Source organism: Ruegeria sp. PrR005, from assembly GCF_010500245.1.
Taxonomy (GTDB): Bacteria; Pseudomonadota; Alphaproteobacteria; order Rhodobacterales; family Rhodobacteraceae; genus Ruegeria_B; species Ruegeria_B marisflavi.
Window position 1 is genome coordinate 1 of record NZ_JAAGOX010000056.1, and the last position, 12,510, is coordinate 12,510.

Annotated in this window: 12 protein-coding genes and 1 tRNA gene; 8 read left to right on the plus strand and 5 right to left on the minus strand. The window is 64.7% G+C overall.

The window, feature by feature from the left end; all coding sequences use genetic code 11:
- Positions 1-308 precede the first annotated feature (308 nt).
- Positions 309-1,589 (plus strand): lipopolysaccharide assembly protein LapB, encoded by a 1,281-nt coding sequence (locus G0P99_RS22425; RefSeq protein WP_164132725.1) that lies wholly within the window; start codon positions 309-311, stop codon positions 1,587-1,589.
- A 341-nt stretch (positions 1,590-1,930) separates the two neighbouring features.
- Here G0P99_RS22425 and G0P99_RS22430 read toward each other — a convergent pair whose 3' ends face one another.
- Positions 1,931-2,635 carry a lysophospholipid acyltransferase family protein gene (locus G0P99_RS22430; RefSeq protein ID WP_164132726.1) on the minus strand — a complete coding sequence of 235 codons (705 nt, stop codon included), beginning with the start codon at positions 2,633-2,635 and terminating at the stop codon, positions 1,931-1,933.
- A gap of 142 nt (positions 2,636-2,777) precedes the next feature.
- Here G0P99_RS22430 and G0P99_RS22435 point away from each other — a divergent pair.
- A tRNA-Trp gene (locus tag G0P99_RS22435) sits at positions 2,778-2,853 on the plus strand.
- 214 nt (positions 2,854-3,067) lie between these two features.
- A complete protein-coding gene (locus G0P99_RS22440; protein WP_164132727.1) occupies positions 3,068-3,682 on the plus strand; it encodes a transposase in 615 nt (204 codons plus the stop codon).
- Between the two features lie 131 nt (positions 3,683-3,813).
- Here the strand turns inward: G0P99_RS22440 and ettA are convergent, their stop codons facing one another.
- Positions 3,814-5,469 carry an energy-dependent translational throttle protein EttA gene (gene ettA / locus G0P99_RS22445; protein ID WP_164132728.1) on the minus strand — a complete coding sequence of 552 codons (1,656 nt, stop codon included), beginning with the start codon at positions 5,467-5,469 and terminating at the stop codon, positions 3,814-3,816.
- A 156-nt stretch (positions 5,470-5,625) separates the two neighbouring features.
- On the opposite strand from ettA, the gene G0P99_RS25130 reads away from it, so the two are divergent.
- From G0P99_RS25130 to G0P99_RS22460, 3 genes are read left to right on the plus strand one after another with little or no spacing between them, the layout of a single operon-like run.
- On the plus strand, positions 5,626-6,948 hold the full coding sequence (locus tag G0P99_RS25130) for an alpha/beta hydrolase (protein ID WP_164132729.1): 1,323 nt from the start codon (positions 5,626-5,628) through the stop codon (positions 6,946-6,948).
- Positions 6,948-7,418: an MOSC domain-containing protein gene (locus G0P99_RS22455; RefSeq protein ID WP_164132730.1), complete on the plus strand. Its 471-nt coding sequence runs from the start codon at positions 6,948-6,950 to the stop codon at positions 7,416-7,418. Before G0P99_RS25130 ends, G0P99_RS22455 begins: the two co-directional genes overlap by 1 nt.
- A 33-nt stretch (positions 7,419-7,451) precedes the next feature.
- The gene (locus G0P99_RS22460; RefSeq protein ID WP_164132731.1) at positions 7,452-8,093 is read left to right on the plus strand and encodes a nicotinate-nucleotide adenylyltransferase; all 642 of its coding nucleotides are present in this window, start codon (positions 7,452-7,454) and stop codon (positions 8,091-8,093) included.
- Here the strand turns inward: G0P99_RS22460 and G0P99_RS22465 are convergent.
- Positions 8,046-8,873: a DMT family transporter gene (locus G0P99_RS22465; RefSeq protein WP_164132732.1), complete on the minus strand. Its 828-nt coding sequence runs from the start codon at positions 8,871-8,873 to the stop codon at positions 8,046-8,048. The genes G0P99_RS22460 and G0P99_RS22465 overlap by 48 nt on opposite strands.
- A gap of 86 nt (positions 8,874-8,959) precedes the next feature.
- On the opposite strand from G0P99_RS22465, the gene dacB reads away from it, so the two are divergent.
- A complete protein-coding gene (dacB, locus tag G0P99_RS22470) occupies positions 8,960-10,450 on the plus strand; it encodes a D-alanyl-D-alanine carboxypeptidase/D-alanyl-D-alanine-endopeptidase (protein ID WP_164132901.1) in 1,491 nt (496 codons plus the stop codon).
- 8 nt (positions 10,451-10,458) lie between these two features.
- On the opposite strand, the gene G0P99_RS22475 is transcribed toward dacB, so the two are convergent.
- Together G0P99_RS22475 and G0P99_RS22480 are read right to left on the minus strand one after the other, a co-directional pair.
- On the minus strand, positions 10,459-10,881 hold the full coding sequence (locus tag G0P99_RS22475) for a tellurite resistance TerB family protein (protein ID WP_164132733.1): 423 nt from the start codon (positions 10,879-10,881) through the stop codon (positions 10,459-10,461).
- Between the two features lie 91 nt (positions 10,882-10,972).
- Positions 10,973-11,431, minus strand: coding sequence for a cupin domain-containing protein (locus G0P99_RS22480; protein ID WP_164132734.1), 459 nt, complete (start codon positions 11,429-11,431; stop codon positions 10,973-10,975).
- A 96-nt stretch (positions 11,432-11,527) separates the two neighbouring features.
- On the opposite strand from G0P99_RS22480, the gene G0P99_RS22485 reads away from it, so the two are divergent.
- Positions 11,528-12,409 (plus strand): LysR family transcriptional regulator, encoded by an 882-nt coding sequence (locus G0P99_RS22485; RefSeq protein WP_164132735.1) that lies wholly within the window; start codon positions 11,528-11,530, stop codon positions 12,407-12,409.
- Positions 12,410-12,510: the final 101 nt, after the last annotated feature.

The window sequence follows — 12,510 nt, forward strand, 5'->3', positions numbered from 1 at the left end:
GCGGCCGTTGCTCCGCAGGAGCACTGAGTGCCCACACCGTTGATCTAAGGAGAGGCCGCCCCAAAAAGGGCGGCCTTCTTCATTTCCACTCCCACCACAGCCCGAAATCCTTCACCAATAACCGCGTCTATTGACAAAACTTCCCAAGCCTCCGAGCAAAGCATCCGGAAAGCCCGCCTGATGCAAAAAGATGGGCCTTTTCAGCAAAACAGCGTCTCGCTAATCTGACGCCAGCTCGCGTCAGTTGCGCAGGGGGTTGGCTCATTCATCGCGTTGGTTTCCTGTTCCTGCTGACCGTTCTACCGGGCTTGCCACAGGCAAAGCCGCTGATCACGAATTCGCAGGCAACCTATGCCTCGATCTGCGTCGAAAACGACGAACCGGCCGAGCGGCTCATCCAGATTTGCGAACAGGCCCTTCAGTCTTCTGGCGCCTCTCGTGGCCAGGTTCTCAAGATGATGGGCACTCTTGCCTGGGCGCATTACGATCTGGATCACATGGAACCGGCCCGCAAGATCTTTGACCGGATGCTTGCCCTCGACCCTCATCATCAGGATGCGCTATATGGGCGGGGCACCCTGGCCTTTGTGGCCAACGACTACGACGCTTCTATCGACTATCACGAACAGGCGCTGGCACAGGGGCCAACCGGCCACATCCTGTCCGGATTAGCGGCATCCAGGTACCGAGCTGACCGGATCGATCTCGACGAGTTTCTCCGGCAGATGGAGATCGCTCTCGCGCTTTCACCCAACTACCGCTGGGCGCTGCGGGAAACAGCCTGGACTCTGGAGGCCAATGACGAACAGGACCGCGCCCGAGACTATTTCGAACGCGCGCTGGCCGTGGCGAACGACGACACCAATGCGCTTTATGGTATGGCAACGGTCCTGCGGAACACGGGCGAAGCAGAACGGGCCCTTATCTATAGCAACAAGGCGCTGGCGGCCGCGCCGCAAGACTATGATGTCCGGTCGCTGCGCGCGCTGATCTTACGCGAGTTGAAGCGGCCAAAACAGTCGCTCAAGGATGCCGAATACCTGATCGACCAGGACCCCGACCGCGGGGCCGGGTTCGTGCGCAAGGCACAGGCCCTGAACGCGCTTGGGCAGCGCCAAACCGGGATCGATACTCTGCGTGGCCACGTCACTCGCCATCCCCAGGACGGTTTCGCAACATACTGGCTGGCTTGGTATCTGTTCGTAGAAGGGGAATACGACGAGGCGCGGTTGCGAATGAACGCCGCCTCGGTACTCGACAGTGCCGATGAATCGGACTTCAGATTGCTCACCCGGATCGAACTGGCCTTGGGAAACGTTGCTAACGCGCGCCGGGCGGTGGACAGGGCGCTGGCGCTGGATGCCACGTCGGAATGGGTGATCTACCGCAATGCCCTGGTTCTTATCGCCGAAGGCCGGTTCGAAGAGGCGGAGGCCGAATTCGACCGCGCTGTATCATCGGGTCTACCTATCGACGAGCTATCTGATTTTTTAAAAGCGCTGGTAGCGCAGTCCAGATTCATGCAGGCCATTCAGGTGCGGGTCCGCTACTCGGACCTGCACGCGGCGCAGGACGCGGAAGGCGGCTAACCGCGCTCAACCCCGGATCGCCCAACCAGGCGCCGTCCCCGAAGTCTTTCGGCGAAAACCTCACGCCGCAACAAGACTGCGAGTAAGTTGACCTATGGTAACCCAGATCACAGACCTCCGCTGTGTGCCGCGTAAATATGGGATAGTCAGGATTCAATCGGAGTGAGTCGAATGCCGCTTCTCAACAAAACCCAACCCGCCACGATCTTTCAGGCCATCTGCCGGTCAATCGCCCTCTGCGCCATGATGCAGCGCCGTGTGAACAGGCTGCACTGAGCCACAACAACCGACAGGCGCCACCGGCGCTGTGATACACGGATAAGCCTGCACCGTGCTTTGGCTCAGGCGGGAGGCGACCAGGGGGTCCGGCCGACCATGCGATCCGCTTCCGCGGTGATCTCGTTCATATGATCTTCCAGGCTCTGGCGCAGGGCCTCGATCTCTTCCTCCGACGCCTTGCGTGGCACCGGGTCGGTCCACTCGCGGCACAGGAACACGCCGTCGTTGCGCCAGGGACGTGGCAGCAGCAACCGGTCCCAGCTGCCCAGCTCGCGCCCATGCCGGACGGAATAGGTGATCCCGAAAACCCGTTTGCCCGAGGTGCGGGCCCAGATCAGCGGCACCGTCGAAGACACCCGCTCGGGCCCGCGCGGCCCGTCCGCCGCGATGCCGATCGAGATTCCCTGCTTCATCAGCCCCAGTACCTCGCGCGACAGCGCCACATGGCGCTTGTGGCTTGACATCGCGATGGTGTCCATGCCGAAGAGTTTCTGCACCCGGCCAACCATGCTGCCCGCCCGCGCTGCCGAGGTGATCGAGCAGATCCGACCCTTGTCCAGCGGGAAGAAATAAGGCGACTGCGCCAGCCGCTGGTGCCAGAGCACCACAATTACCGGTTCGCCCGCCGCCGCCAGCTGGTCGAGCTCGCCATAGCCGATCCGCTGCCAGCGGGTGTTACGATGCACCATCCGGATGTAAGACGCAATGCGCCGCGCGGCCCAGTTCAGCACGGCTTCGCTATCGGCGATCTTCTTGCGCAGGCTCATCTTGCCCCCTTGGTTCCCGGTGCCGACCGTCATACCGGACCAAACGCCCGGTGCAACGGCTTTGTCCCCGTCTTTTTCCCCGAAGCCCGTGAAAAAGGGTCTTGAGTCCGTCGCACGCCTGACATATCTCCGTCGCCACGATAGGGGTATAGCTCAGCTGGTAGAGCGACGGTCTCCAAAACCGTAGGTCGCGGGTTCGAACCCTGCTGCCCCTGCCAAAATCTTCCAACAGTCGAAATCCTGCCGGCGCATTTTGCGCGATCATTCGCTGTATGGCCGTGTGGCGCGGGCGCGGTGGGTTTGAAACCCACCCTACGCGTACGGTGAATTGACCATTTTGTACGCGGCCCAGGGGGCGGATTGACCGTTTTGTACAAGACCGTCACATGCCCTGTTGACCACCTGTTAACCGTGTCGCGATAGAGTCTGGTCATGGCGTGTTACATCAGACCCCGGATGCCCGGCGCCACGGTCTTCTTCACGGTGGCGCTTGCCAAGAGCGGTGGCTCCCTGCTTGTGAACCGGGTTGACGTCCTGCGCGAGGCGGTGCGTCAGACACAGCGCGCGCGGCCGTTTGTCATCGACGCCTGGGTGGTTCTGCCGGATCACCTGCATGCAGTCTGGACCTTGCCGGATGGGGATGCCGATTTCTCTACCCGGTGGGGCGCGATCAAGGCGCGATTTTCCAGGGGAGTGGGGTCGACAGGCGGAAGTATGGTGGGTTTGAAACCCACCCTACAGGGGGCGGGTAGGGTGGGTTTCAAACCCACCGACGTGGCAGAGATGAGACGCGCCCGCAGTGCAAGCAAAGTAGCAAAGGCGGACGCCGGGATATGGCAACGCCGGTTCTGGGAGCATCACATTCGGGACACCGCCGATTACGAGGCGCATATGCGATATTGCTGGCTCAATCCGGTGAAACACGGGTTGGCGGAACGGCCGGTTGACTGGCCGTACTCGTCGATCCACCGAGACATTCGGAAAGGGCGGATCGAGGCGGATTGGTCGGGTCCCATACCCGAGGGACGATTTGGAGAAAATGCGTAGGGTGGGTTGCAAACCCACCCTACGTTTATCCGCCCAGCGTGGTGCAGATGGGAGTGGTGGGCAAGATTGCCCACCCTACGCAGTCTTGCGAAATGTGACGGCCGTAGCCGCCCGATCAATCGTGTCGTGATTTACCTCACGAACTTCTTGTGCTTCAACCGTTTGGGCTCCAGCGCGTCCGGTCCCAGGCGGCGCTTCTTGTCCTCTTCGTAATCCTCGAAGTTGCCTTCGAACCATTCCACATGGGCGTCGCCTTCAAACGCCAGGATATGGGTGCAGATGCGGTCGAGGAAGAAGCGGTCGTGCGAGATAACCACGGCGCAGCCGGCGAAATCGACCAGCGCGTCTTCGAGCGCGCGCAGGGTTTCGACGTCGAGGTCGTTGGTCGGTTCGTCGAGCAGGAGGACGTTGCCCCCCTCTTTCAAGAGCCGCGCCATGTGGACGCGGTTGCGCTCCCCGCCCGAGAGCAGCGAGACCTTTTTCTGCTGGTCGCCGCCCTTGAAGTTGAAGGACGAGCAATAGGCGCGGCTGTTGACCTGGGCATCGCCCAGCTGGATCAGCTCGGCACCGCCGGTGATCGCCTCCCACACGGTATCGTTGTCCTTGAGGTCGTCGCGCGACTGGTCGACATAGGAGAGCTTGACCGTATCGCCGATCTCGATACTGCCGGCGTCGGGTTTCTCCTGCCCGGTGATCATCTTGAACAGCGTCGATTTACCGGCGCCGTTGGGGCCGATGACGCCGACAATGCCGCCGGGGGGCAGGGAGAAGTCGAGCCCCTCGATCAACTGCTTGTCGCCCATGTGTTTCGAAAGGCCGTTGACCTCGATCACCTTGGAGCCCAGGCGCGGGCCGTTGGGGATGACGATCTGGGCGCGGCCGACCTTTTCCCGCTCGGACTGGCTGGCCATCTCGTTATAGGCCTGGATCCGGGCCTTGGATTTGGCCTGGCGCGCCTTTTGCCCTTGCCGCATCCATTCCAGTTCGCGTTCCAGCGTCTTTTGCTTGGCCTTGTCCTCGCGCGCTTCCTGCTCCAGGCGCTTGGCCTTCTGCTCCAGCCACGAGGAATAGTTGCCCTCGTAGGGGATGCCGCGGCCGCGGTCGAGTTCCAGGATCCAGCCGGTGATGCTGTCCAGGAAATAGCGGTCGTGGGTGACGATCAGGATGGTGCCCTTGTAGTCGATCAGGTGCTGTTGCAACCAGGCGATGGTTTCGGCGTCGAGGTGGTTGGTCGGTTCGTCGAGCAGCAGCATGTCGGGCGCTTCGAGCAGGAGCTTGCAGAGCGCGACGCGGCGTTTTTCGCCGCCTGAAAGATTGGCGATATCGGCGTCGTCGGGGGGGCAGCGCAGCGCCTCCATCGAGACGTCGATCTGGCTGTCGAGATCCCAGAGGTTCTCGGCGTCGATCTGGTCTTGCAACTGGGCCATCTCGTCGGCGGTCTCGTCCGAGTAGTTCATCGCCAGCTCGTTGTAGCGGTCGAGGATGTCCTTCTTGGCCTTGACCCCCAGCATGACGTTCTCGCGCACGGTCAGGGTCTGGTCGAGCTGCGGCTCCTGCGGCAGATAGCCGACCTTGGCGCCTTCGGCGGCCCAGGCTTCGCCGGTGAAATCCTTGTCGAGGCCGGCCATGATCTTCATCAGGGTGGACTTACCGGCGCCGTTGACGCCGACCACGCCGATCTTGACCCCCGGCAGGAAGTTCAGGTGGATGTTCTCGAAGCATTTCTTGCCACCGGGGTAGGTCTTGGAGACACCCTGCATGTGGTAGACATATTGATAGGCGGCCATGTCGTGTCCTCTGGGTCGGGGAAAGTCGGGTTGGCCGGTGTGATAGCGAATGGCGGGGACGGGGGCAATGCGCCACGCGGCGTGGCGCAAACGCAATTGTGATTTGGAGTTCCGCGCTGGTGATCCCTTATCGGTGGTCGAAAGGAGACCGAGCCCGTGCCCCACGCAATAAGGCCTGACCGGCGGCTGTTCGCCCTCTCGGTTCTCTCCTGCCTTGTTGCGGGGGCCTGCGGAACCCGGCCTGACCGTCTGGCGCGGGTGCCCAATATCTATGCCGAGGGGCGCAATTACCAGGCGGGGCAGGTGACTGAGTACTATCAAACCGTTACCCCCGAAATCCTTTATGCGACCAATCGCAGCCAGGACCTGAAGGAGGACGGGCAGGTGGAGTACCTGTCGGACCGTTCCGATAGCCTGGCCTTTGGCCGGGCCACGGTATCCTTTGACGGAGTGACGAGCTGGCCGAAACTGGTGGAGTTGACCAAGGCCGGGCCGGGGCGGCGGCCGCCTCGGCTGAGCTTGGCGGGGTTTCGCGACGAGATCCGGTTCGCCCGCTCGCCCTTGCCCGCAGAGCGGAGAGAGGGGCGGGTAGTGACCGAGGCGCGGGCGCAGCGCGACTATGACGCCTATGCCGCGCGGTTCCGCGAGATGATGGGCGCGCAGGTGCGGCGTAGTGGCACTGGTGCGGTGCTGATCTATGTGCATGGGTTTGCCAACGATTTCCCCGAGGCGCTGACGACCTTGGCCAATGTCTGGCATTATGCCGGGCGCCGGTCGATCCCGATGGCGTTTTCCTGGCCTGCGGGCAATCCTGGCCTGCTGAAGTACTTCCGTGACAGCGAGTCGGGCGATTTCTCGGTTTATCATTTCAAGGAGGTGCTGGATCTGCTGGCCTCGGTCCCCGAGGTGGAGCAAATCGACATCGTCGCCCACTCGCGGGGCACGGATGTGGCGACCTCGGCCCTGCGCGAACTGGTGATCCGCGAGCGGGCGCGAGGCAATCAGCCGAAGCTGACGATGAAGACGGGCACGCTGATTCTGGCGGCGCCGGATCTGGACGTGGGCACGGTGCGGCAGCGGCTGATATCCGAACGGTTTTCCGAGGCGTTCGAGCAGGTGAGTGTGTATATCAACCCCAGGGATCAGGCGCTGGCCTATTCGTCGTTCCTGACGCAGGAGGCGCGGTTCGGGCGGCTTGACGCCACCGATTTCGCACCGGGCGAGCTGGCGTCGCTGCGCAAGGTGGGGTTGGTGCATTTCATCCGGGTCGAGGGCGCGGGTGGATTGGGGCATTCGTATTTCCGGGACAATCCGGGGGTGATGTCGGATATGGCGCTGACCCTCAGAACGCGGGCCTTTCCGGGCGGGACCTTGCGGCCGCTGACGCTGGATCACGAGAATATCTGGACCCTGCATTCCGATTATCCGTTGGACCGGCTGCCGGATCTGGAGCTGCACGAGTTGGCGGGAGAGCGCTGATGGCGGATCTGAAATCCTTGATAGCGGGCTGGGCGCAGCCGGGGCGGGTGGCGTGGATCGGGCTGCGACCTGAACGCCGAGCGGCACTGGTGGCGGTCGAAAAGGCGCAGGTCGAGGCCGGCGGTCTGGCGGGGGATCACGGGCGGCCCGGCAAGCGGGCGGTGACGCTGGTGCAGGGCGAGCATCTGGGTGCCATCGGATCATATCTTGGGCGTGAAGCGGTCTCGCCGTTCGATTTGCGGCGCAATATCGTGGTCGAGGGGATCAACCTGGCGGCGCTCAAGGATCGGCCTTTGCGGCTGGGCGGGGCGGTGTTGCGGCTGACGGTGGTCTGCGCGCCCTGTTCCCGGATGGAGGAGACATTTGGTCCCGGCGGCTATTCGGCGGTGCGCGGGCATGGCGGCTGGTGCGCCGAGGTGCTGGAGCCGGGCCTGATCAGGCTGGGCGATGCGGTGCGGCCTGCCGATTGACAAGGCGGGGCGCAAGCGCCAAGCAAGGCCTTCATGAGACAGGGGTTTCCATATGCGCGGCCCGGCCAGGTGATCGGGCTGTTCGGAGGGTCGTTTGATCCGCCGCATGCGGGTCATGTGCATGTGACACGCGAGGCGCTGAAGATGTTCGGGCTGGACCGGGTCTGGTGGCTGGTGACGCCCGGCAACCCGCTGAAGGCGCGGGGACCCGCGCCGCTGGCGCGGCGCATGGAGGCGGCGCGGGCGGTGATGCGGCATCCGCGGGTCGATGTCACCGATATCGAGACGCATCTGGGTACGCGGGCCACGGCGGACACGATCGCGGCGCTACGGCGGCTCTATCCCCGGGTGCGGTTCGTCTGGTTGATGGGGGCCGACAACCTGGCGCAGTTGCACCGCTGGCAGGATTGGCGGCAGATCATGGAGACGGTGCCGGTGGGTGTGGTGGCCCGGCCGGGGGATCGGATTTCGGCCCGGATGTCACCGGCGGCACGGGCCTATGCGCCTTATCGCCTCGACGGAGAGGCGCGGCATCTGCTGGGCCGGTCGCAGGCGCCCGCCTGGTGTTTCGTCAATGTGCCGATGGTCGATGTCAGCTCGACCCGGATCCGGGCTGCGGGGGGCTGGTCAGCGGCGCAGGAGCGCCGAGACCAGACCGGCGCCCAGCACCAGTGACAGGCCCGCCCAGGTCCAGAGATCGGGCAGGTCGCCGAACACCGCCCAGCCAAGACCGGCGGCGGCGATAAGCTGGAAATAGACCAGTGGGGCCAGCCGGGTTGCGGGCGCGCGGGCATAGGCCACCAGCAACAGCAGGTTGCCCAGCATCGAGCCCATGGCGCTGGCCAGGGTCAGCCCGGCGGTCTGCATGTCAAGCGCGGGCAGGTTGGCGATACCGAAGGGTGTCAGCACCAGACCGGCGATGGCCAGTTGGGTAAAGCTGAGCGCCAATGGTGTGCCCAGGTGGCTGAGCCAGCGCGAGGCGGTCAGGAAGGCACCGTAGAAACAGCCCGCAAGCAGCGCCAGCAGCAGGCCGGGCGAGCCGCCAAGCCCGGGACGGACCACCAGCAGCACGCCCAGGAACCCCACCAGCATCAGGGCCGAGCGGGTCCATGTCACCGGTTCGCGCAGCCAGAGCGCGGATAGCGCATAGCTGAGGATCGGGCCGACGAAGAAGGCGGCAAAGACATTGGCGAGCGGTTCTGTCTTGAGCGCCGATTGGATCGAGAGGATGCCGCCTGCCAGCAACAGCGCGCGCAGCCAGACGCGCCAGTCCCGCAGCAGCGCAAGCGCCGGGGCGCGGACGAAGGGGAGGATCACGAGAAGCCCCAACGCAAAGCGGGACCAGGCGACAAAGACGGGCGAGACCCCGTGTTGACCGGTCAGGATCTTGCCCGCCATGTCCCCGGCGGGAATCAGCGACATGGCAAGGAACATGATCAGAATGGCGCGGCCCATGTTTGCCCGGTAACATGCCGGAAACCGGACGAAAAGCCCGCAAAGGATCACTTGTGCGTCTGTCTGCGCTGCGCTTTTATGGGCGTATGGTTGATCGTGTTTCCAGACGTGTATTCCTGGCCGGACTCGGCGCGGCGCTGAGCCCGGTTGCCGGGCTTGCGGCGCCGCCCGCCACCTCGCTGCGCCCGCCCTTGCGCCCGTTCGACGCCAGTGGCGTGACCCGGCCCGAAGCGGTTCTGGCGCGGGCAGGGCTGTCGGGCCGTGTCGGCTTTGCCGTGGTCAATGCCCAGACCGGCGAAGAGTTGGAGGCGGTCGAGGGCGCGACCGGACTGCCGCCCGCGAGCGTGGCCAAGGCGCTGACCGCGCTTTACGCGCTGGAGGCGCTGGGGCCGTCGCACCGGTTCCGCACGCGAGTGCTGGCGGATGGTTCGGTGGAAAACGGGGTGCTGAAGGGAGACCTGATTCTGGCAGGCGGCGGGGATCCGGTTCTGGATACCGATGCGCTGGCCAGCCTGGCGCGGGCGATGAAGGCCACGGGTCTGCGCGAGGTGCGCGGCGGATTCAAGGTGTATGACGGGGCATTGCCCGAGGTGTTCAGCATCGACCCCGAGCAACCCGATCATGTGGGATACAGCCCGGCGGTGTCCGGCATCGCGCTGAATTTCAACCGGGTGCATTTCGAGTGGAAGCGGGCGGGCAAGGGCTGGTCCGTCGCGATGGATGCGCGCAGCGACAAGATCAGGCCGGCGGTGGCGATGGCCGAGATGAAGGTCGTGAACCGGGCGCTGCCGATCTATACCTACGAGCAGCATCAGCGCATCGACGCTTGGACGGTTGCAAGCAAGGCGCTGGGCCAGGATGGCTCGCGCTGGTTGCCGGTGCGCAAGCCCGCGCTTTATGCCGGGGATGTGTTCCAGACGCTGGCGCGGTCGAACGGCGTGGTTCTGGGCAAGGTCGAGGTGATCCGCAGCCTGCCTGCCAGCGCGCGGATGCTGGCGCATCACGATAGCGAGCCGCTGAGCGAGATCCTGCGCGACATGCTCAAGTTCTCGACCAACCTGACCGCCGAGATGGTCGGGCTGGCGGCGACGATCGCGCGCGGCGGGCAGCCGCGCACGCTGAAAGAGTCGGGGCAGGCGATGAGTGCCTGGGCCGCCGAGCGCTATGGCATGGCGGGCACCAGCCTGGTGGACCATTCAGGGTTGGGCGAGGCGTCGCGCATGACGCCGCGCGGCCTGGCGGCGGCGCTGGTGCAGGCGGGCAAGGCGGGGACGCTGCCGGGGCTGCTCAAGGATATCCCGATGCGCGATGCCAAGGGGCGGGTGATCCGGGATCATCCGATCCGGGTGGTCGCCAAGACCGGCACGCTGAACTTCGTCTCTGGGCTGGGCGGGTTCATGACGGCGGCGGATGGCACTGTGCTGGCCTTTGCCATTTTCAGCGCCGATTTCGACCGGCGCGCGCGCATTCGCCCCGAGGACCGCGAACGCCCCGAGGGCGCGCGCGGCTGGAATGTGCGGTCAAAGAAGCTGCAGCAGGAACTGATCGAGCGCTGGGGCGCGATCTACGGCAGCTGAGGCGCGGGTCAGACCACGTGGCGCGCGCGCGCGCCACGCTCGATCGCGGCGGCGTGCAGGCGGTCGATGTTCAACTCGTAGCGGATCTCTTCGAGCAGGCGCAGCTCGGTTTCGGCCAGTTGCCCGTCGGCGGCGGCCACGTCGCAGGCCAGCGCATAGGCGGTTTCGAACAGCCGCTCGGGCAGGTTGTCGCGGATCAGGCCGAAGAGCGCATCAAGCCCGTCCTCCTGTTCGAAGAGGTCAAAGACCACCTGGCTGACCTGTTTCATCCGGTCGATATCGTATTCGGCAAAGACGGGCAGCATGTTTACGGCCGACTGGATCTTGACCAGTTCAGCGGTGCGGATGTTCTCGTCCGAGGCGGAGACGGCCATCATGATCGCGACAAGGCAATCCTGGGGCGTCATCGGATGGGGAAGTTGGTCGCTCATGGTGGGGTCCTGCCTGCGTATGTGCTGCGGTGCAGGATAGGGGGCGCGCGCCTTGGGTTCAACCGTTAGCGCGCGGCCCGGTTTGCGGCAATCAGGCGCTGGCGGAAAAGCGGTATTCGATGCTTTCAAACCCGGCGGAGGCAAAGCCATAGGCGAAGCGCAGGCCCTCGGGGCCGGCGACGGTGCCATGTTCGGCATCACCGGGGATGTAGAGCGCGATGCCGGGCGCGATGTGATGCGGAACGCCGTCAATGGTGACGGTGCCCGAGCCCTGGACGCCCAGATAGAATTCCGCAGGGGTATGGCGGTGCGGCAGCAGGCGGTCGCCGGGGCCGAACTCGGCCAGGCCCAGCACCAGATCGCGGGGCGCCTCGGGGGTGCCGTTGATCAGCGTGCGCCAGCGTACCTCGCCATAGGTCGGGTCGGTGCCGCCGGAGAGCGGCACATGGGCGGCGTCGACCGCCAGCGGGGCATGCGGCAGGTTGCTGGCCTGATGCAGCGGCGTTGCGGTGCCGATTTCGGCGGCGAAGCTGTCGAGAAGGTCGGTCATGGCGGGCTCCTTGTTGTTGGGGCAGCAATACAGCCGCTTGCCGGGCGCGGGCAATCGCGTAAAGATGCGCATGATTATACGCTGAGGTTATGATAGATGGAGCGGCTTCCAGGCTTTTCCGGGCTGACGGCATTCTATGCGGCGGCACGCCATGGTACACTGACGGCGGCGGCGGCCGAGTTGAACGTGTCGCAGCCCGCGGTGTCGCGACGGATCGCGGCGCTGGAGGCGGATCTGGGCTGTGCCCTGTTCGACCGCAGTCACAAACCGGTGAGAATGACGCAGCATGGCAAGGACTTGCTGCGGGCCTTGCGCGGCGGGTTCGGGCAGATCGAAACCGCTGTGGCGCAAATCCGGCAGGCGGCACGGGGCAAGGTGGTGACGATTACCGCACCCTCTGGGCTGGTGGCGTTCTGGCTGATCCCCCGGCTGGGAGAGCTGGAAGACACCTTTGCCGAGGTGACGATACGCATCATAAGTCAGGAGTATGGTGAGCCGCAGCGCCCCGGCGATATCTCGATCCGGTTCGGGCTGGCGGAGGACGCAGGAGAGGTGCGGCTGCTGGGCGATGGCGTGTTCCCGGCGGCAAGCCCGCTGTATCTGGATCGGCGGGGGATGAGCGGCGATGCCTATGATTTTGCCCGCATGACCCTGTTGACGATGGAGGCGGCGCGCAGCCAGTGGCACGACTGGCCGAGCTGGTTCCGCTCGGTCGGGGCAGAGATGCCGGCGGGGGCGCGGGTGCTGGATTTCAACTCTTACGCGATGCTGGTCAATGCGGCGCTCGCCGGGCAGGGGGTGTGCCTGTGCTGGGACGGGGTGCTGAACAGTTTTCTGGACACCGGTGCGCTGGTCCGGCTGGAGGGGCCAGAGGCGGTGTCGGCCCGCGGCTATTTCATGGCGGCGCGCGACGGGCTGGCGGCGGACCCGCAGGTTCGGGGAATCCTGGACTGGATCGCCGAAAATGCCCGGAAATAGGGCAGAAAAGGCACCGGTTTATTGACTCATGCTGCACTGGCACAATAGGACAGCCGGACAGGGCGCATGGGGCGCCCGGATACCCCCCGATGGAGACCGAC

Excerpts from the sequence above, each read along its gene's own strand:
- G0P99_RS22430 (WP_164132726.1), bottom strand. The coding sequence starts at position 2,635 with ATGAGCCTGCGCAAGAAGATCGCCGATAGCGAAGCCGTGCTGAACTGG.
- G0P99_RS22440 (WP_164132727.1), top strand. The coding sequence starts at position 3,068 with ATGGCGTGTTACATCAGACCCCGGATGCCCGGCGCCACGGTCTTCTTC.
- ettA (WP_164132728.1), bottom strand. The coding sequence starts at position 5,469 with ATGGCCGCCTATCAATATGTCTACCACATGCAGGGTGTCTCCAAGACC.
- G0P99_RS22455 (WP_164132730.1), top strand. The coding sequence starts at position 6,948 with ATGGCGGATCTGAAATCCTTGATAGCGGGCTGGGCGCAGCCGGGGCGG.
- G0P99_RS22460 (WP_164132731.1), top strand. The coding sequence starts at position 7,452 with ATGAGACAGGGGTTTCCATATGCGCGGCCCGGCCAGGTGATCGGGCTG.
- G0P99_RS22465 (WP_164132732.1), bottom strand. The coding sequence starts at position 8,873 with ATGGGCCGCGCCATTCTGATCATGTTCCTTGCCATGTCGCTGATTCCC.
- dacB (WP_164132901.1), top strand. The coding sequence starts at position 8,960 with ATGGTTGATCGTGTTTCCAGACGTGTATTCCTGGCCGGACTCGGCGCG.
- G0P99_RS22475 (WP_164132733.1), bottom strand. The coding sequence starts at position 10,881 with ATGAGCGACCAACTTCCCCATCCGATGACGCCCCAGGATTGCCTTGTC.
- G0P99_RS22480 (WP_164132734.1), bottom strand. The coding sequence starts at position 11,431 with ATGACCGACCTTCTCGACAGCTTCGCCGCCGAAATCGGCACCGCAACG.
- G0P99_RS22485 (WP_164132735.1), top strand. The coding sequence starts at position 11,528 with ATGGAGCGGCTTCCAGGCTTTTCCGGGCTGACGGCATTCTATGCGGCG.